This is a genomic window from Paenibacillus thiaminolyticus, assembly GCF_003591545.1.
In the GTDB taxonomy this organism is placed as follows: Bacteria; Bacillota; Bacilli; order Paenibacillales; family Paenibacillaceae; genus Paenibacillus_B; species Paenibacillus_B thiaminolyticus_A.
The window spans coordinates 74,526-93,576 of record NZ_QYZD01000003.1 but is presented as its reverse complement, the minus strand read 5'-3'; the positions used below and the strand labels follow the sequence as shown (position 1 = coordinate 93,576).

At 60.6% G+C, this 19,051-nt stretch carries 20 protein-coding genes and 1 CRISPR repeat array (1 of these 21 running past the window's edge); all 20 genes read right to left on the bottom strand.

All coding sequences use genetic code 11. The features are described from left to right. Window positions 1-220: direct repeats of the CRISPR family, unit length 32 nt; unit sequence ATTTCAATCCACGCATCCGCGTAGGATGCGAC; it reaches 1,341 nt to the left of the window's first position. A 615-nt stretch (window positions 221-835) separates the two neighbouring features. Continuing rightward, window positions 836-1,690: a phenylacetic acid degradation operon negative regulatory protein PaaX gene (gene paaX, locus DQX05_RS05415; RefSeq protein ID WP_119791586.1), complete on the bottom strand. Its 855-nt coding sequence runs from the start codon at window positions 1,688-1,690 to the stop codon at window positions 836-838. 128 nt (window positions 1,691-1,818) lie between these two features. Then, window positions 1,819-2,241 (bottom strand): thioesterase family protein, encoded by a 423-nt coding sequence (locus DQX05_RS05410; RefSeq protein WP_119791584.1) that lies wholly within the window; start codon window positions 2,239-2,241, stop codon window positions 1,819-1,821. A gap of 60 nt (window positions 2,242-2,301) precedes the next feature. Then, window positions 2,302-3,501, bottom strand: coding sequence for a thiolase family protein (locus DQX05_RS05405; RefSeq protein ID WP_119791582.1), 1,200 nt, complete (start codon window positions 3,499-3,501; stop codon window positions 2,302-2,304). Next, the gene (locus DQX05_RS05400) at window positions 3,486-4,250 is read right to left on the bottom strand and encodes a 3-hydroxyacyl-CoA dehydrogenase family protein (RefSeq protein ID WP_310735645.1); all 765 of its coding nucleotides are present in this window, start codon (window positions 4,248-4,250) and stop codon (window positions 3,486-3,488) included. The genes DQX05_RS05405 and DQX05_RS05400 overlap by 16 nt, the downstream gene beginning before the upstream one ends. Beyond that, on the bottom strand, window positions 4,240-5,118 hold the full coding sequence (locus tag DQX05_RS05395) for a 3-hydroxyacyl-CoA dehydrogenase family protein (protein WP_119791579.1): 879 nt from the start codon (window positions 5,116-5,118) through the stop codon (window positions 4,240-4,242). The genes DQX05_RS05400 and DQX05_RS05395 overlap by 11 nt, the downstream gene beginning before the upstream one ends. 3 nt (window positions 5,119-5,121) lie before the next feature. Then, on the bottom strand, window positions 5,122-5,943 hold the full coding sequence (locus DQX05_RS05390; protein WP_119791577.1) for an enoyl-CoA hydratase-related protein: 822 nt from the start codon (window positions 5,941-5,943) through the stop codon (window positions 5,122-5,124). A gap of 14 nt (window positions 5,944-5,957) precedes the next feature. Continuing rightward, the gene (locus tag DQX05_RS05385) at window positions 5,958-6,740 is read right to left on the bottom strand and encodes an enoyl-CoA hydratase-related protein (protein WP_119791576.1); all 783 of its coding nucleotides are present in this window, start codon (window positions 6,738-6,740) and stop codon (window positions 5,958-5,960) included. Continuing rightward, window positions 6,737-8,092 (bottom strand): phenylacetate--CoA ligase family protein, encoded by a 1,356-nt coding sequence (locus DQX05_RS05380; RefSeq protein ID WP_119791574.1) that lies wholly within the window; start codon window positions 8,090-8,092, stop codon window positions 6,737-6,739. Before DQX05_RS05380 ends, DQX05_RS05385 begins: the two co-directional genes overlap by 4 nt. 11 nt (window positions 8,093-8,103) lie before the next feature. Then, window positions 8,104-8,871 (bottom strand): enoyl-CoA hydratase-related protein, encoded by a 768-nt coding sequence (locus tag DQX05_RS05375; RefSeq protein ID WP_119791891.1) that lies wholly within the window; start codon window positions 8,869-8,871, stop codon window positions 8,104-8,106. Window positions 8,872-9,028: 157 nt separating this feature from the next. After that, a complete protein-coding gene (locus tag DQX05_RS05370; RefSeq protein ID WP_119791573.1) occupies window positions 9,029-9,460 on the bottom strand; it encodes a PaaI family thioesterase in 432 nt (143 codons plus the stop codon). Further along, window positions 9,457-9,759 carry an EthD family reductase gene (locus DQX05_RS05365; protein ID WP_087443198.1) on the bottom strand — a complete coding sequence of 101 codons (303 nt, stop codon included), beginning with the start codon at window positions 9,757-9,759 and terminating at the stop codon, window positions 9,457-9,459. The genes DQX05_RS05370 and DQX05_RS05365 overlap by 4 nt, the downstream gene beginning before the upstream one ends. A gap of 60 nt (window positions 9,760-9,819) precedes the next feature. After that, a complete protein-coding gene (locus DQX05_RS05360; protein ID WP_119791571.1) occupies window positions 9,820-11,280 on the bottom strand; it encodes an NAD-dependent succinate-semialdehyde dehydrogenase in 1,461 nt (486 codons plus the stop codon). Between the two features lie 198 nt (window positions 11,281-11,478). After that, window positions 11,479-11,979 (bottom strand): 1,2-phenylacetyl-CoA epoxidase subunit PaaD, encoded by a 501-nt coding sequence (gene paaD, locus DQX05_RS05355; RefSeq protein ID WP_119791569.1) that lies wholly within the window; start codon window positions 11,977-11,979, stop codon window positions 11,479-11,481. A 15-nt stretch (window positions 11,980-11,994) separates the two neighbouring features. Beyond that, window positions 11,995-12,828, bottom strand: a complete 834-nt coding sequence (paaC, locus tag DQX05_RS05350) for a 1,2-phenylacetyl-CoA epoxidase subunit PaaC (RefSeq protein WP_119791567.1) — start codon at window positions 12,826-12,828, stop codon at window positions 11,995-11,997. Between the two features lies 1 nt (window position 12,829). Continuing rightward, the gene (gene paaB, locus DQX05_RS05345; protein WP_119791565.1) at window positions 12,830-13,171 is read right to left on the bottom strand and encodes a 1,2-phenylacetyl-CoA epoxidase subunit PaaB; all 342 of its coding nucleotides are present in this window, start codon (window positions 13,169-13,171) and stop codon (window positions 12,830-12,832) included. After that, window positions 13,168-14,151, bottom strand: a complete 984-nt coding sequence (gene paaA, locus DQX05_RS05340) for a 1,2-phenylacetyl-CoA epoxidase subunit PaaA (protein WP_119791564.1) — start codon at window positions 14,149-14,151, stop codon at window positions 13,168-13,170. The genes paaB and paaA overlap by 4 nt, the downstream gene beginning before the upstream one ends. Further along, on the bottom strand, window positions 14,144-15,586 hold the full coding sequence (lpdA, locus tag DQX05_RS05335; RefSeq protein ID WP_119791562.1) for a dihydrolipoyl dehydrogenase: 1,443 nt from the start codon (window positions 15,584-15,586) through the stop codon (window positions 14,144-14,146). Before lpdA ends, paaA begins: the two co-directional genes overlap by 8 nt. Further along, window positions 15,587-16,882: a dihydrolipoamide acetyltransferase family protein gene (locus tag DQX05_RS05330; protein ID WP_119791560.1), complete on the bottom strand. Its 1,296-nt coding sequence runs from the start codon at window positions 16,880-16,882 to the stop codon at window positions 15,587-15,589. It lies immediately after the preceding gene. Window positions 16,883-16,904: 22 nt separating this feature from the next. Continuing rightward, entirely contained in the window at window positions 16,905-17,888 is a 984-nt protein-coding gene (locus DQX05_RS05325; protein ID WP_119791558.1) for an alpha-ketoacid dehydrogenase subunit beta, read from the bottom strand. Further along, complete coding sequence (pdhA, locus tag DQX05_RS05320) at window positions 17,885-19,036, bottom strand: pyruvate dehydrogenase (acetyl-transferring) E1 component subunit alpha (RefSeq protein WP_397334938.1); 1,152 nt, start codon at window positions 19,034-19,036, stop codon at window positions 17,885-17,887. The genes DQX05_RS05325 and pdhA overlap by 4 nt, the downstream gene beginning before the upstream one ends. Between the last annotated feature and the right edge of the window lie 15 nt (window positions 19,037-19,051).

Here is a 19,051-nt window from a genome sequence, read left to right as displayed (position 1 = left end):
CATCCGCGTAGGATGCGACTGTTACTCAAATCTGGGGATGCAGAAGACATTTTAAGATTTCAATCCACGCATCCGCGTAGGATGCGACGCCCGAATACCGATGCCATTTGTGGATGCGCAGTATTTCAATCCACGCATCCGCGTAGGATGCGACGTGGTGAAATGGAGCTACTAGGGGTTAGAGTCGAATTTCAATCCACGCATCCGCGTAGGATGCGACAGCAAAAAATAGCACAAAAGATACCAAAATAAAAATTTCTTAGGTAATAACTAGAAGAAAATGAATCAAGTTAGCTTCAGCAAATTAAATTCCATCACCTAAAATGGATATTTTTGCAATAAAATTGGTGCGAATCTCCCGGGGATTTCATGTGCACTACACATTCGCACCGAAATGAAGCATGCTGATTTCTCGGCAAAACTTACTGTCTCGGTATGCTCCCTTCTTTCGCGGCGTCACCTATCCATTCCACAACTTAGTATATCACGAGCAACTGTGTTGCAGTACTTATGGACAGTCTAGCTAAACGTAATCCCGACAGATTCGGTCCATGCCGTCTGCAGATCGGAGGCGTGCTTACCGAAACGGTTAAAAACTCCACATACCTTAAGAACAGGCAGTACATCATTAATATATAGAGCACATCGACTTGTACCTGTAATTGGTCGGAAAATACTTGCGTGGCCCGATGGTTAGCCAAAGTCTTCATTTAAATATCCGGCGGTAATGCGACCCCACGTTAAAGCATAGAAGCAAAAATGCCGCAAAAGGCCGGATAAAACGTAAATCCAGGAGGGCCCTTGGCCGTAATTCGGCCGTCTCGCCTTACGGGCCTCATGCATGCTCCCTGTCGCGAACCGGAAGCGCATCTGGCGAAGGTTCATAGACTTGCTCAAAAAAACGGCTGGAGCCCGGATGCAGCAAATCGTAGTAGTTCTGGAACAATTGATCCGCTTCCTTGCCCAGCCACACATCCGGCAGCAGTTCTTCGGGGAAGTCAGGATCGATGAACAGGAACTTCCGGTACTGGTGGACCAGCTTGGTCTTTTCCACGAAGCAATAGCCGTCGGGTACGGCCTCCCCCTGCTCCGTCATCGTCACTAATCTCTCATAGCTCGGACGGTACGCCTCAATGAACTCGGCATAAGCCGCATTGATCTCATCGATGTTCCAGCACTTCTGCACCAGTTGTCCAGGCTCGCTCCAAGCGACATGATCCGCCCTAAAAATTTCTACATACCCGGAAATCCCGCGAGATTCCACGATATCCCTCACCTTGTCGGTCAGATCATTCGGGCTAATCCAGGTGCTTGTCGTCAGCATGCCGAAGCCGAGCCAAGCCAGCTCCTTGCGAAGCTGATCCCGTATGCCCCGCTCCTTCTCGGGAATGTTGTAGCTGGCAATACACCACTTGCCGTCCCACGTATCCGTCTCCTGCTTATAGATGCGGGCCGCCGCCTCGTTCAAGCGCCGCTTGCCGCGCGGGGACATGGAATAATAGCTGCGGTTCCCCACTTTGCGCGACTCCAGCCAGCCTTGGCGCAGCATACGCGAGATGGCGGCCCGTACGGCCTGTTCGGTCAAGCCGAATTCTCCCATCAGACCGGTCAGGCTCCCGACCCAGATTTCACTGCCATAATGACGTACATACTCGCCGTATATGGTAAACAGCATCGATTGCGGCCTCATGTTCACCACTCCTAGTCGTCCGTATGATTGCCAAATGTTGCATCTTTGTCAAATTGTATCACTTGCCCCTCCGTAGCTCAAGCAAAATGGGGGGCACCGCCGGAGTGGAGGAACCGCCGCTTATGCCGTCAGGTCACCTTTTGCTCTTCTTCCACCTTGCGGCGCAGGGCCGCGAACCGGTCCGCCATCGTTCTTTTGTCGAAGATCGCCTGCGTGAATGACCCCATCCCAACCAGATTGAACTTCGTCTCGGCTGTCACATCGCAGATGATGCGCTTCGGGCCCGCCTCGGTGCAGATGGCGCGGAACATCACCTCCTGCCCGGCGACGGCCGGCCCCACATGCTTAATATTGAGGGCGAACCCCGATCCTTCCTCCTCTTCTTCCAAAAAAGGAACAATCATCTCGCGGCCTGCCTTCTCCATATAGTAGATCATTGAGACGGTGGACATCACTTTGTGAATGACGATGCCGTCAAAGGCAGGGTACATATCCGGGGTGACGGTCACGACAAAAGAAACTTCGGCGCCCGGAATCAATCCTGGCTTCATGTCGATTCCTCCTCGCCTGGCTAACAATCAACCGTGTCCATTCGCGTTGCCCTGGTCCGGTCATACTCGCTCGATAATCGTAGCGATGCCTTGCCCAACGCCGATGCACATCGCGGCCAAGCCGTAACGGGCTTCCCGGCGCTCCATCTCATAGAGCAGCGTCGTTAAAATCCGGGCCCCGCTGCACCCGAGCGGATGGCCGATGGCAATCGCGCCGCCGTTCACGTTCACCCGTTCCGGATCAATGTTCAACTCGCTCATGCTGGCAACCGCCTGTGCGGCAAACGCTTCATTCAGCTCGAACAGATCGATATCCTGAATCGACAGCCCCGCCTGCTGAAGCGCCTTGCGCGCGGCCGGCACGGGGCCGATTCCCATAACGGACGGATCGACGCCGGCAGACGCCGAAGCAATCACCCGGGCACGCGGCCGCAGTCCAAGCGAATGAGCCGTCTCCTGCCCCATCATGAGCAGCGCCGCTGCCCCGTCATTCAGGCCCGACGAGTTCCCCGCCGTCACGGTTCCCCCTTGCTTGAAGGCCGGCTTCAGCTTCCGCAGCTGCTCCAGCGTCGTCTCGGGGCGCGGGTGTTCATCCTGCTCGAACCGCATAATCTCGCCCTTGCGCCCGGTCACCTCCACCGGCACGAGCTCGGCGGCAAATCTCCCGTCCGCCTGGGCTTCGGCATACTTCCGCTGGCTGGAGATCGCGAACTCATCCTGCGCCTCCCGGCTGATGCCGTACTGCTCCGCGACGTTCTCCGCCGTCTCCCCCAGGCTGATCGGCGGATAGAGGGCGGCCAGCTTGTCATTCGTCATCCTCCAGCCCAGTGTGGTGTCATAGATCTGTTGATGCCCCCGCTGGTAAGCGGCTTCCGGCTTCAGCATCACATACGGAGCCCGCGTCATGCTCTCCGTTCCGCCGGCAATATACGCGTGCCCCGCCCCCGCCATAATCGCATAGGCGCTCTGATGGACGGCCTCCATGCCGGATCCGCACAGGCGGTTCACCGTCACGCCCGGTACCTCTACCGGCATCCCGGCCAGCAGCAGCGACATCCGCGCCACATTGCGGCAATCCTCCCCCGCCTGATTCGCGCAGCCGAGAATGACCCCGTCCATCCGGTCCGGGCCGACCGGATTCCGCTCCAGCAGGCTGCGAATGACGAGCGCCCCCAGATCATCGGCGCGCACATCCTTGAGCGCCCCGCCATAGCGGCCGATCGGCGTCCGCACCGCATCAATGATTACGGGTATGCCCATCTCGTTCCCCCCCCAATATCATAGGAATAAAAGCCTTGGCCGCTGCGCTGGCCGAGCCGGCCAGCCAGCACCAGCTTGCGCAGCAGCGGCGCCGGACGATACCGCTCTTCCCCCAGATCGCAGTGCAGCCCGCGCAGGACCGCCAGCACGTCATCCAGCCCGATGCGATCGGCCCATTCGAGCGGGCCGTGCGGATAACCGGTTCCCAGCTTCATGGCCGTATCGATATCCGCAGCGGAAGCCGTTCCTTCCATCAGAGCGAAGGCGGCTTCATTGACGATCAAGGCGAGAATGCGCGGGAAGACAAGCCCCGCCTCATCCTGCACAATCTCCACCTGCTTCCCCAGGGTGAGGAACAACTCCTCCAGACCACGGAGCGCTTCCTTCGACGTCTGCAGGGCAGGAGCCACTTCGACCAGCTCGCGTTCTTCCAGAGATGCGAACGTGCCGAAGCCGCATATCCGCTCCGGCCGTGATGCCCATGACGCAATCTCGGTTGCCGACAGACCGAGCGAGGTGGCCGCGATCGGCACCTCCGGGCTGAGCAGCCGATCCATCCTCACGATGATGGCCTGCTTCTCCGCCATATTATCATTGGTTACTTCCACGCCGTACCGAATCGCCAGGGAAGCTCCGCTCTCCTCGGCCTCGTTCAAGGACACGACCCGGTAGCCGCTTCGTTCCAGCAGCGCATGCAGGCCGTCTCGCAAGGGACTGGCTCCAGCCAACAGGACCGCATTATTGGTCATATGGATAAAATCCCTCCCCTGTCTTTCTGCCCAAGCTTCCCGCCTGCACCATGCGCTGCTGGATGCGGCTCGGCTTGAAGCGGCTCTCGTGATAGAAGCGGGTGTAGACCGATTCCGTCGTCGCCAGATTCACGTCGAGGCCGATCAGGTCCTGCAGCTCGAACGGCCCCATTTTGAAGCCGCCGGCCTGCTTCATAATGCGGTCGATCTGCTCCGGGCGGGCCACCCGATCACCCATGATGCGCAGCGCTTCATTATAGTAGGGGCGCGCGACGCGATTCACGATGAAGCCGGGCGAATCCTCCGCCAGTACGGGCACCTTGCCCAGCTCTTCCGCGAACCGGCGCGCGGCAGCGACGCAAGCTTCACCCGACTTGTGCCCGCGAATGACTTCAACGAGCGGCATAACCGGCGCAGGGTTGAAAAAGTGAAATCCTATAATGCGCTCTGGATGGGGCAAGCCCGCCGCAAGCTCCGTAATAGAGAGGGAAGACGTATTGCTCAGCAGCAGCGTATTGCTGCCGCACAGCTCCGTTAAGCGGGCGAACACGGAACGCTTCAGCTCCAGCTTTTCGGGAACCGCCTCGATGACGATCGGGCATGAGCTTAACGCTGCCATATCCTGCACCGGCCCGACGAGATCATGCGTTTTCCGCTTCTCCTCCTCTGAAATTCTCCCCTTCGCGACGTCTTTCGTCAGGATAGAATCGATATAGGCTTGCGCGGCGTCCAGCACCTCCGGCTTAATGTCCTGTAAATAAACGCGTCGGCCCCGCCGGGCGCAGACGAGAGCGATTCCCGCTCCCATCGTGCCGGCGCCGATAATGCCGACCGCGGCGGGGCCACCCCCGGGAACATGGCCTCCCATCGGCTACACCCCCTTGAACACAGGCGTCCGCTTTTCCATAAAAGCTTGCATGCCTTCCCGGTGATCCTCCGTGCGCCCGGCGATCTCCTGGGCATACGCCTCTTGCTCCAGCGTCTGCGCCAGATCCATCTCCAGCCCGCGGTTCATCGTCCGCTTCATCAGCCCGACGGCGCGCGTCGGAAGCTGAGCCAGCTTGGCCGCAAGCGCGTCTGCTTCCTCGTCCAGCCGTTCGGCGGAGCAAATGCGATTGACCAGACCTATTCGATGCGCCTCTTCCGCCGTAACGCGATCCCGGATCGTGGCGATCTCCATCGCCTTGGCCAGGCCGACGAGACGGGGCAGGAAGTAGCAGCCCCCCGAGTCGGGGACAAGCCCGATATTGACGAACGCGCTGACGAAATAAGCCCGCTCGGACATCACGCGCAGGTCGCAAGCGAGAGCGAGGCTCATCCCCGCTCCTGCTGCCACCCCGTTCACGGACGCGATAACCGGCAGCTCCGTGTTGCGGATCAACGTAATCAGCGGATTGTAGCGCGAACGCAGCATATCGCCATGATTTCCGGCCGCGGCTTGCCCGTCTGCAGCTTTACCGTCTGCAGTTTGCCCATCGGCTCCCAGCACATCGCCCAGATCCTGTCCCGCGTTGAACGCTTTGCCCGCCCCGGTCAGGATGATGCAGCGCACTGCCGCGTCTTTGCCCGCTTGGCGGAACGCTGCGATCATCTCGGCAATCATCCGCCCGGTGAAGGCATTGTACTTATCCGGCCGGTTCATCGTAATTCGGGCCACGCCCGCTGATACTTCGTACAGAATCGTCTCGTACACGGCTATGTCTCCTCCTATCTGCCCTCGAATTGGGGACTTCGCTTCTCTTGAAAAGCGCGCATGCCTTCCTTCTGATCCTCGCTCGCGAACAGCAGATGGAAGCATTGTCGCTCATAATCAAGCCCTTCGGCCAGCGGAAGATCCTCCGCCTTGCGGACCGCCTGCTTGATAAGGCGAACAGCCAGCGGCGGCTGCGCAGTAATGCGGTGCGCCAGCTTCAACGCCTCCTGCAGATAGAGCTCGACCGGCGCCACCTTGTTAATCAACCCGCAGCGCAGAGCCTCTTCCGCCGGCATCGTGTCCCCGGTCAGCAGCAGCTCCATCGCCTTGCGCAGCCCCACCGCCCTCGTCAGCCGCTGCGTACCACCGGCGCCAGGCATGACGCCAAGCCGAATCTCCGGCTGCCCGAAGCGCGCCGTATCCGAGGCGACGACGAGATCGCAGCTCATCATCAGCTCACAGCCTCCGCCGAGCACATGACCGCTCACGGCCGCGATGATCGGCTTCGCAATGCCGCCGATGCGATCCCAGACATCGAACTGCCGCTTCAGCAGCAGCGATACGGCGGATTCATCCGCCATTTCCTTAATATCCGCTCCGGCCGCGAAGGCCTGATCATTTCCCGTAATGATGATCGCCTTCACGGCATCGTCCCGGTCCATCCGCTCCAGCTCCGTCACAAGCTCCTGCATCAGCTCGCGATTCAAGGCATTCAGCACGTCAGGCCGGTTCAGGGCAAGCACGCCCACCGCTCCGTCCGACGACACGGTCACAATGTTGCCAAGCTTCGTCGTCATCCCGCCTCCACCCCTTCGTTTTCTTGAACTGCTGCCGCCCGCTTGCGGTTGTCGACGATGCGGACGGCTTTGCCTTCGCTGCGCGCGATCGAATTCGGCTCGTTAACATGCAGCAGGACCGAGACACCGAGCGAGCATTTGATCTCCTTGCCGATCTCCTTCACCAGTTCGGCCACTTCCCGGCTCCCCTGAACTCCGCCTACCTGGCTTCTGAATTCCGGCGTAATCTCGCAATGAATCTCGAAGCGGTCGAGAGCATTATCACGCTCAATGACGACTTGATAATGGGGAGCGAGTTGGGAGTAATTAAGCAGCACCGCCTCCAGCTCCGTCGGATAGACGTTGACGCCGCGGATAATCAGCATGTCATCCACTCTTCCCTTAATCCGCGACATCCGCATCGTCGTGCGGCCGCATTGGCATGTGCCGGGATGAAGCGACGCAATATCGCCCGTCCGGTACCGGATGACCGGGAACGCTTCCTTGGTCAGCGAGGTGAACACCAGCTCGCCTTCTTGCCCGTACGGCAGCGGTTCGCCCGTCTCGCGATCGACCACCTCCGCCAAAAAATGATCCTCGGCAATATGCAGGCCATCCTGCGCTTCCTGGCATTCAATCGCGACGCCGGGCCCGAGCACCTCGCTCAAGCCATAAATGTCGATCGCCTTGATGCCAAGAACCTCCTCCAGATGGCGGCGCATCTCCTCCGACCACGGCTCCGCGCCGAAAATGCCGTACTCGACGCTCGTCTCCCGGGTGTCGATGCCCTGCTTGCGCATTTCCTCCACTAGATTCAAAATATAGGACGGCGTGCCCGACAGGCCGCGCGGCTTGAAATCCTGAATGAGCGTAATCTGCCGGGGCGTATTCCCTCCCGACACGGGCACGGCGACCGCGCCCAGACGCTCGATGCCGTAATGCAGGCCCAGTCCGCCCGTGAACAAGCCATAACCATACGCATTGTGAAAAATATCCCCGGGCCGGCCGCCCGCGCAGCAGATGGCGCGCGCGACAATGTCCGCCCAGACCCCAATGTCCCGCCTCGTGTAACCGACAACAATCGGCTTGCCCCTCGTCCCGGATGAGCCGTGGATGCGCACGATGTCGCTCATCTCGGCCGCGAACAATCCGAACGGATAATGATCGCGCAGATCGGATTTCTGCATGAACGGCAAACGGCGGAGGTCCTCCAGACTGCGAATGTCCTCCGGCGCCAGGCCGGCCCGATCCAGCGCGGCCCGATGAAAAGGCACCCGGTCATATGCCCGCTTGACAGTGTGCCGGAGTCTTTCCAACTGGAGCGCCCGCATCCGCTCGCGCGGCATCGTTTCCATTTCGACATTGAATATCACGCGCTACCCTCCTACTCCCCACGGAAGACAGGCTTTCGTTTGTCCGCAAAGGCTGCTAACGCCTCTGCCCGATCCTTCGTCGGGATAATCATCTCGTAAGCTTGCGCCTCAACCTCCAAGCCGGAGTGCAGATCAACGCTGCTGCCCCGATTCATCGCATATTTGGCCTGATAGACCGCGAGCGGCGCATTGGCGGCAATCTCGTTCGCCAATTCGAACGCGATCCGGCGGAGCTGCTCCGAATCTTCGGCTATTCCGCTCAGCAGACCGTATTGCAGCGCCTCTTCGGCGCTAATCTTCCGCGCGGTCAGGACGAGCTCCTTCGCCTTCGCCGGTCCGATGAGCCGCGGCAGCCGCTGGGTTCCGCCCGCCCCGGGTATGATGCCCAGGCTCACCTCGGGGAGGCCCATACGGGCATCCCGGACCGCAAAGCGGAAATCGCAAGCGAGCGTCAATTCGAAGCCGCCGCCGAACGCATATCCGTTCACCGCCGCGATCGTCGGCTGCGGAAGCTCCTCGACGGCGGTGAACACCTCGCGGATCGCACGCACATTGCGGCGCACCTGCTGCTCATTCAGCGTGCGCCGCTCCTTCAGATCGGCCCCCGCGCTGAAGGCGCGGCCCGTTCCCGTCACGATGACGGCCCGAATCCGCTGGCGGTCCTGCCGGATCTCCTCGACGATCCCGCCGAGCCGCACCAGCGCCTCATAATTGAAGGCATTCAATTCGCCAGGCCGATTCAGCGTAATGATGGCGACCTGACCGTGATGCGCCAGCATCACTGACTGCCCCGCCTCCAGCTCCTGCACCGGCACCTGCTCTTGATCCTGCACCGGTACCTGCCTCTGCCTCAGTTCCTGCTGCTCCATCAATTCGTTCAGCCCCCTCTCTTCCCGCTGTTCCATCGTGTCGGGATACTCCTTCTGTCCCATCGCCTTACACCTGCTCCTCCGGCGGCATTTTCGCGCCCTGTCCCCACCGTTCCGGGTTGACGCGCGCGTAGGTTCCCGAAGCGACAGCGACAAGCTTCCCGTCGCAGGTGATGCGCGCATCCGTCACGCTCAGATTGCGCCCTCGCTTCAGCACTCGGGCCTCCGCCACGAGCAGTTCTCCGATGGCCGGGGACAAATAATTGATTTTGCTCTCCACGGTCACGCACTGCTGCACCCCGTCCACCGGGGGCGCAGCCGCATGACCCATGGCGGCGTCGGCCAGCGTGTTCGTCACGCCGCCGTGCACGACGCCTTCGAGACTGTTATGGAGATCGGGACGGATATGCAATTGCAGGACGCAGCCGTCGCGTTGAAGCTGAACGACCTCGATTCCGAGCAGATCGTTGAACCGGTTGCGATGCGTCGGCTGGCTCACTCGTGAACCTCCGCCATATGCATCGACACCACTTTGCCGGCGAATCCCATCAGATCCTTGCCCGACGCCTTGCCCTCCGGGGACGACAAGGCCGCCTTCAAGGCCTCCTTCGACTCGAAATACATCTCGCAAATCAGATGCAGATCACTCTCGCCCATAGGCGTTCCATAAATCGTCCCCACCTCCATCTTCACGAGGCCAGGCATCTTCGCCGCCAGCGGGGCATGGGTCTGGAAATAATGCTCGTTAAACGCTTCGACATCCTCGGGCTTGCGATAAATGGCTATTAATTTGACCATGAATTTGTCCTCCCTTATCTATCAAAATCAATTCATCGAATCCATCAATCCCAATTCCAATTACATCCCGAACGAGACGAACTTCGTCTCCAAAAAGGCGTCCATCCCGTACCGTCCACCCTCCAGTCCGAGCCCGCTCTCCTTCCAGCCGCCGAACGGCGCCTGCGTCTGCGTCGGCGAGCCGTCGTTAATGCCTACGATGCCGTATTCCAGCGCCTCCGCCAGGCGGAAGCAGCGGCTGTTGTCACGCGTATACACATACGCGGCCAAGCCATACGTCGTGTCGTTCGCCATCTCGATGACGGCGGCTTCGTCCGTGAACGTCATCATCGGCACGACCGGACCGAACGTCTCCTCGCAGGCGATCTCCATCTCCTTGGTCACGTCCGTAATCAAGGTAGGCTCGCAATAGAAGCCTTTGCCGTAGTCGCCCTCCGTCAAGCGCTTGCCGCCGAACACGACCTGCCCGCCTTTATCCTGGGCATCCTGGATATGGCGCAATACTTTATCGAGCGCCCGTTGATTGACAAGCGGGCCGATTTCCGTTTCCTTGCTGCGGCCGTCACCGACCTTCGCCTTGCTCAACCGTTCGACCAGCTTGGCGCTGAAGGCCTCCGCCACAGCTTCATGCACGTATAGGCGATTCGTGCAGATGCACATCTGCCCCGAGTTGCGGAATTTGCTCTCGAATAGCCCCGCGACCGCCGCGTCCAGATCCGCATCCTCGAACACGATGAATGGCGCATGCCCGCCTAATTCCAGGCTGACCCGCTTGACATGCTTGGCTGCCCCTTCCATCAGCAACTTGCCGACGCGCGTCGAGCCGGTGAACGCGATTTTGCGCACCTTCGGATTGTCGAGCAATTCCTGGCCGACCGCCTCCGGCTGGCCGATGACCAGATTGGCGACTCCAGCCGGGAACCCGGCTTGCGCAATCAGCTCGAACAGCCGAATCGCGCTCAGCGGCGTGCTCTCCGCCGGCTTCAACACGACGGTGCACCCTGCGGCCAGCGCGGGCGCAATCTTCCGTGCGACCATATTGACCGGGAAGTTCCACGGCGTAATCGCTCCGACGACGCCGACCGGCTGGCGGCTGACCATAATCCGCTTGTTCGGCACGGAGGACGGAACCGTCTCGCCGTACACCCGCTTCGCTTCCTCTGCATACCACATGAAGTTGTCGGCTGCCCCTAGCACCTCGCCCTTGGCCTCCCGGAGCGGCTTGCCCATCTCGGCCGAGATGATGCCTGCCAGCTCATCGCGGTGGCTGCGCACCAATTCGTACAATTGATATAAATATTTCGAGCGCTCACGGGCAGTCAGACGGGACCAGCCTGGGAAGGCTTGATGGGCCGCCTCGATGGCGGCTCTCGCGTCCTTGCCGTCGCCGTAGCTTACCGTCCCGACTTCCTCTCCGGTTGCCGGATTGACGACACGGAGCGTGCCGCCGCCCTGCGACTGCGTCCATTCTCCGTTAATGAACATCGACTTCACTTCCACGGTCTGCATGCTTTTTTCCATTGTAATTGGATACCCTCCCTCTTCCTCTGCAGCTTGCTCCGCTTCAGAGGACGCGCAATCGTGCGCGATAATGTTTCAAAATTTTTCTCGTTCTTGCTTGCCGTTTCCTAAGCATGCCTTTTCTTCCTGCGTTGCTTGCCTTCGTTAGCCCATGCTTGCCTTCTTTCCCCGTCGTTCGCCTATTGCTTCATCAGACCCTCACAACACTTTCAAGGCTTCGAACGGATTTTTACAGTGCTTGCAATATAAAATGCTGCGGCAAGCTGCCGGACCGAACATATTGTCCATACGGGTATGCGGAGAATCGCAGTAGGGGCACCGCACCTCCCAATCCTCGCCCGGCAGGCAGCCGCGCGGCGGTGCAACAATGCCGAACGAGCACAGCTTCTCCCTGCCTTCGTCGCTAATCCGATCCGAGGTCCAGGCCGGCTCCCGCAGGAAGCGGACGCTTACCTCGCGCACTCCCTCGATGGAGAGCAGCTTCTCCTGAATTTCACTCTTCATCATGTCCAGAGCGGGACAGCCAATGAAGGTCGGCAGCACCTCAACGTCCACGGCGCCCTCGTCGATAATCACCCTGTGGATCATGCCCATCTCGATCATGCTGATGACGGGTATTTCCGGATCTTTGACCTCCCGCAGCAAAGTCCAGATTCGCTCCTCCAGCCCCGTCAGCATTTGCTGGGTATGCTGCGTCATGATGAACCTCCCCCTTTACCAGCCAGCCGCCGGATCAATCCGGTACACCTCCGACAAGGTGGCGACGGCTTGCGCCAGATCGTCGGTATGCTGCCCGTCGCGTCCATTCCGAACAGGAATGGCCCAATCTCCCGGCCAGGCGAGCCCGCTCGCTTCGAACAAGCTCTGCGCCGCCGTCTTCCACCGCCGCGCCAATTCGTCGCCGCCTATGCTCAGCCCGAAGCGGACGATCGCCTCCTCCTCGCTGCCAAGCGGGAACAGGCTGCCGACATCGCTCCACACCTGAGCCACAGCCGCGTTCAAGCGCAAGCGCGCTTCACCCGTGCTGTCTGCCAGCCGCATGAACCATGAGCGCCAATACCGGATGTGATAGTGATGCTCACGCTGCATTTTGCTTGCCGTCTGCGCCAGCGGCACATACGAAGACCGGCGCAACGCGTCCAGCCGGATGTCCTTGAACAGGCCATATAGGCAGCAGCGGGCAATCGCATAGGACCAGTCATAATGCGGCTCATCCGCATACTCGCCCGGTCCGTTCGGACGCTCCACCAGAATAGCATTGCGGAACGCCTCCGGGCTGCGCAAATGCGCCAGATCATCCGCCTTGCCGGCCCCCAGCTCCTCCAGCATCCCGTACAGCATCGCCGCATGCCCCATCATGTCCTGCGCCATCGACGAGAAGGCGACATCTTCCTCGATGTGAGGGGCCAGCCCCAGCCATTCCGATCCCCGGTAAGCCAAAATATAATCATCGTCTGCAATCTGCAGCAGCAATTCCTGTAAGGCCCGCGCATATTCCGGGCTGCGCCTGGCCTCTTCCGCCGTCTCTACGCCAATATGCTCTGCCATGTCAGCCCTCCTTCCGTACGATATCCGCTGTGCTCTCGTACACTTCCTTGTGGCGGCGCCACCTCGATTGCACATCGCCGTAGCCCTTCGTTTCGCGGTAGCTTTTGTTGTCCAGCCGTTCGAGGCTCGCCCGTTCCTCCGGCGGCAATCCATGGATATCGTCACGGTTCACGACCCAGATATTGATGCAGGGCTCGCGGCGCATGAAATTCTCCCTCGCCATCATGAGCGCGGCTTCCGGGGTGGGCGCCAGCAAGCTGAACTGGTGCGCGAAGCCGGCAGACGGGCTCTTCTGGCTGAACACCTCATAGATGGCAAACTGCTCCTCACGTTCGCTGCTCATATCGCTCCTCCTGCCGCATAGGATGTGCGGGGCGCCAGCATTGCGTCGCGCACCCATTTCGCCTCTTCGTAGGATGTCTTCCGCAGCCGCAGCCGCTGTGCCGAGCAAGGCCCGTTCCCGCGCACAATCTGCACGAAGCGGTCCCAGTCAGGCTGCCGGTAATGCCAGACGCCCTCCACATCGTCATAACGGATCGTGTCGTCCGGAAGCGTCAAGCCCAGATGAAAAATCCGGTTCACATATTTATGGAAAAAGGCCTGCCGCAGCTCCTCGTTCGTCTGCGAGCGAATCTTGTAGCGCATGTTCATCTGCTGATTGCTGGACACGGTCCCGCCTTCCGGCGGGCCGAAGAACATCAACAAGGATGGCCACCAACGGTTCACGGCCTCCTGCAGCATCCGGCGCTGCGCCGGCGTCCCTTCGGCCAGCTCCAGCACGATGCTCTCCCCGTGCTGAGCATGGAATTTCTCTTCCGCGCAGATGCGCTGGAGCGCGCGGGCATACGGCGCGTAGGATGTCTCCAGCGACATCGTCTGGGTAATGATCGCTGCGCCGTCGACGAGCCAGGCGATGACGCCGGCATCCGCCCAGGTGGGCGCCTCCATATGGAAGACATTGTGGAACTTCAACTTCCCTGAGAACAGATTGCGCAGCAGATCCTCGCGGGTCTGGCCGAGCGGCGCCATCAGATCCTCGGCGACGCGCAGCAACAGCTGTCCGTGCCCCATCTCATCCTGGACCTTGGCCATGATCGCCAGCTTGCGGCGCAGCGTCGGCGCCTTCGGGACCCATTCCTTCTCGGGCAGCGCCCCCATAATTTCACTCACGCCATGCATCGATATCAGCTTGATTAACTGGTTGCGGTAATCGTCTGGCATCCAATCGTCCGCTTCAATCTTGTCGCCCCGGTCAATCCGGTTCAGGAAATGCGCCAGACGCTCGTCGTCCAGCGATCTATCCGGGTCCGTCCGATTACTCATCTTCCAGCCTCCTCTCATTCACAATGTGTATGGCATGCCCCAAGGCGGCAGCTGCCGCCTCCAGCCAGCCTTCGCTGAGCGTCGGGTGCGGATGCACCGTCATGGCCACGTCCTCCGCTCTCGCCGCCAATTCGAGGGCGAGCGCGCCTTGGCCGATTAAGCTGCCGGCATCCGTGCCTGCCGCGTGCATGCCCAGCAGCAGGTGGGAATCCGCTTCGACGACCACTTCCGCGAAGCCGTCTGTCTTCCCGGCCGCCAGCGCGTATCCGTTGGCCCGGAACGGGAAGCGGCCCGTCTTCACCTTCATGCCCTGCCGCTCGGCTTCCGCCCGCGTCAGCCCCACGCCCGCAATCTGCGGATCGGAGAAAATGACATACGGCACATAGGGCGAATCGAAGGCGCTAGGCAGTCCGCCGATAACCTCTGCAGCGATCGTGCCCTGCTTCGAGGCCCGGTGGGCAAGAGCGGGCCCTGGCGTAATATCCCCAATGGCGAAGATGTGGCGCATATTCGTCCGGCACTCCGCATCGACCGGAACATAGCCGCGCTCATCCACCTGCACCCCCGCCTGGCTAAGGCCGAGCCCCTCCGTGTTCGGCATGCGCCCGGTCGTCACCAGCACCTTGTCGCAGAGGATGCTTTCCTCTCCATGCTTCCGCGATTCGAGGCGCAGCTCGACATGGTCGTCATGCTCAGCCACCGCGCGCACTTCCATCCCCGTCTTGATGACCATCCCCAGCTTGCTGGCGCGCCGCTTCACTTCTGCGGCGAGGCTCCCGTCTACAAGCGGGATGATGCGCTCCTCCCGCTCAATGAGCGTCACGCGGCATCCGAGCTTGGCGAAGGCCATGCCCAATTCGATGCCGATATAGCCGCTCCCGATAATGGCCAGACGCTCCGGCAGACTTTGCGACTCCAGCGCCTCCGCCGAAGTGAGGATGCGTGGACCGCCAACTGCTGCGAATGCCGGGAGATGCGGCCGTGATCCCGACGCGATGATCGCCTGCCGGAACTTATAGGTCTCGAAGCCGGATTCCGTCTCCACCCCGACGCGGTCGGCGGACAGGAAGACGGCGCTCCCCTTCACGACCGCAACCCCGTTGGCGGCACAGAGCTGTTCCACTCCGCTCCGCAGTTTGCCGACGATGCCGGATTTCCACAGCTGCCATACGGACATATCGAAGGCAAGCGCCCCCGGGTCCAGCTGCAGCCCCAGCTTGGAGGACGACTTGGCATCGTCATATAGGCCGGCCGCATGAATCAACGCTTTGGACGGAATGCAGCCCGAATGAAGACAGACGCCGCCCAGCTCTTCTTTTTCCACCAGAACAACCGATTTCCCCAATTGGCCCAGGCGAATGGCCGCCGAATACCCGCCCGGACCGCCGCCAATAACAACAACTTCCGTTTCTACTGCAATCTCGCCGACAACCATCTATACCATCTCCGCCCATAGTAAGTCAGGCTGCTCCAATAGCCGCTTGATCCGGTTCGTGAACCGAATCGCATCCGCTCCATCGATAATCCGGTGATCGAAGGAGAGCGCCATATTCATCATGATACGGATGACGCCTTCCCCGTTGCGGACGACCATGCGCGGCTCCATCTTGTGCAGCGCCAGAATGGCCGCCTCCGGATGGTTAATGATCGGCGTCGCGAGCAGACTGCCGATCGGCCCGACATTGCTGATCGTGAAGGTGCCGCCGGTAATCTGCTCCAGCGCCAGCTTCCCTGCGCGGGCCCGCTCCGACAGCCGCCCAATCTCTTCCGCCAACTCGAAGACGGTCTTCCGATCGGCGTGCCGGATGACCGGAACGATAAGGCCGTTCGGCGTATCGGTCGCAATCCCGATATGATAATAGCGTTTCAAGACGATCTCCTTGCTCTCATCGTCGAGCGACGCGTTGAAGGCCGGAAATTCCTTGAGCGCGATTACGATCGCCTTGATAAAAAACGGCAAGTACGTCAGCTTCACCTGCCGTTCGGCCGCCTGCGGCTGAAGACGTTCACGCAGCGCCTGCAGCGCATCGGCCTCCAGTTCATCCACCTGCGTGACATGCGGGATGATGGTCACCGCCTTGACTAGCCGCTCGGCGATCTTCAGGCGCACGCCCCGCAGCGGGATACGTTCCTCGGGGCAAGCGGGTGCCAGTCCGGAACCCTCCAGCCGGGCAGCGGCATCGGTCCGCTCCTGCTGAAGCTGAGCCTCATTCGGCAGCGGCTTGTCACAGCCTTCCGGTTCCTTCGCCGTGCCCCCCGCCGCATAGCGCCGCACATCCTCTTCGGTAATGCGGCCGTCCGCTCCGCCCCCCTTTACCTGCTCGATGTCGACATTCAATTGCCGCGCAAGCTGGCGAACATAGGGGGCCGCACGCACTCTTCCTGCCGGGGATGCGGGTGCGGCTGGCGGCACGGATACTGCGAGCGGAGGCGGAGGAGCGGCCACGGCAGAGGCTGCCTGTTCCGCTTTCCCCAATCCCTCCATAGGTACGCGCCCCTCCGCTTCAAGAAGGAACAGCACCTCGCCTACCTGGACAGCGTCCCCCTCGGCGAACATCAGCTTGCGCACTACGCCGCCTGCCGGAGCGGTCAGCTCGGCGTTCACTTTGTCCGTCAGCACCTCGACGATCGGCTGATCGCAGGCAACCCGCTCTCCCTCCTTGATCAGCCATTTCCCGATCTCCCCTTCGTGAATGCCTTCTCCCACGTCGGGAAGCTTGAACTCTATCATTTGCGTTCCCCCTCCTGAACGGTCAGAACTGAATTGCAGTGGCGATTCCCGCTCTCACCCGATCGACCGTCGGAACATAGACGTCCTCGAGCGAGAACTGCGGAACCGGCACATCGAAGCCGGTAATCCGCTGAATCGGAGCCCGCAAATACATCAGCGCTTCGTCATTGATCAGCGAGACAATTTCCGCGCCGACGCCAGCCGTCTTGTGCGCCTCATGAACAATCAGCGCCCGGCCCGTCTTCTTCACGGATGCCGCAATCGCATCCCGATCGAGCGGATACAGCGAGCGGAGATCGATGACTTCGCAGGACCAGCCCTTCTCCTGCTCCAACTGACTGGCCGCTTCAAGCGCCACCCGCATCATGGCCCCCCACGATATCAGCGTCACGTCTGTGCCTTCCCGGACGATATTCGCCTTCCCTAACGGAATGCGGTACATCTCCTCCGGCACTTCCTCCTTAAAGGCGCGATAGATCCGGGCCGGTTCCAGAAAAACAACCGGATCGGGATCTTCGATGGCGCTAATGAGCAGGCCTTTGGCATCATAAGGATTGCTCGGCACGACCACCTTGAGGCCGGGTGTATGGACGAAGAATGCTTCCACGCTCTCCGAATGAAGCTCCGGCCCGCGAATTCCCGCTCCATATGGCGTGCGGATAACAAGAGGGACATTGTACTGTCCCCGCGTCCGATACCGCATGCGGGCCGCATGGGTAATGAGCTGCTCGAAGCCGGGATAAATGAAGGCCAAAAATTGAATTTCAACGACCGGAATGAAGCCGTTCAGTGCCAGCCCGATAGCCGAGCCAATAAGGCCGGCTTCAGCCAGCGGCGTATCGACGACCCGTTCCTTGCCGTACTTGTCGAACAGCCCCTCTGTCGCCCGGAACACGCCGCCGTTGACACCGATGTCTTCGCCCGTCAGCATGACGCGCCGATCGTCCGCCAGCTTCAGATCTAGCGCTTCATGAATCGCTTGCAATATCGTGAACCTCCGGCTCATGCCTCACCCTGCCTTTCCGCACACAGGCCGCTCTGTTCCCGCTGCTCGGCCACAGGCCACGGCATGTCAGCGCTTACGTGCATGAACATATCTTCAGGACGGGAATTCGGATAGCTCTCCGCCTCCACGACCGCGGCCTCGATCAGGCCGCTGACCCGCTCCGCCAGACGCTCCTCATGCTCCTCGCTCCAGGCTCCCCTCTTCACGAGATGCCGCTTCAAGCGCTCTATCGGATCGCGCTGCTCCCTCCACTCGGCGGATAGGCGGGCCTGATCGCGATACTTGCGCGGATCGTCGCTGGTCGTATGCGGCCCGTAACGGAATGTAACCGCCTCGATAAGCGTCGGTCCGCCGCCGTTCAAGCCACGCTCGATCGCTTCGCGCACGGTCAGCCATACGGCGAACACATCGTTGCCATCCACCCGCACCCCCGGCATGTCATAAGCGTCCGCACGCTGGGCGATCGTCCGGGAAGCGGACTGCGCATGGAACGGCACGCTGATCGCATACCCGTTATTCTGGCAGAAGAAGACGGTCGCGGTCTGATACACCCCGGCAAAATTCAAAGCCTCGTGGAAGTCTCCCTCCGAGGTCGCCCCTTCGCCGAAGTACACGATGCTCGCCTGCCTCTCCCCCTTCAGCTTGGCGGCCCACGACGTGCCTACGGCATGCGTCAAATGCGTGGCTATCGGCACGCACGGCGGCATAATATGGCGGCCTTCCGGGCTGATGGAGCCTTCCATATGCCCCATCCAATAGAGAAGGACTCGGCTAAGCGCCTGCCCATGCGTCATCGCGGCTGCGTGATCGCGATAGCTGGGGAACAGCCAATCATTGGGAGACAGCGCGAGCGCGCTCCCGACCTGCGAAGCTTCCTGGCCTTCATAAGGGGCGTATGTGCCCATTCGGCCCTGCCTTTGCAGGTTGACCGCCTTCCGATCGAACATTCTTGACAGCACCATGTTCTCGTACATTTGTATCATCAGATCCTCGTCAATGGCTCCCTCGATAGGGTGGCGAAGCTCCCCGTCCGGCGCCAGCACCTGATAAGGCTCAAGCAGCCCGCGCTTGTCTTCATGCCGCGTTCCGGCTCGTTCCGGCTCTTCGATTGGCGGGGCAGACGGATACCCCTGACTTTGAATCATCATTACCGCTCCCTCCCC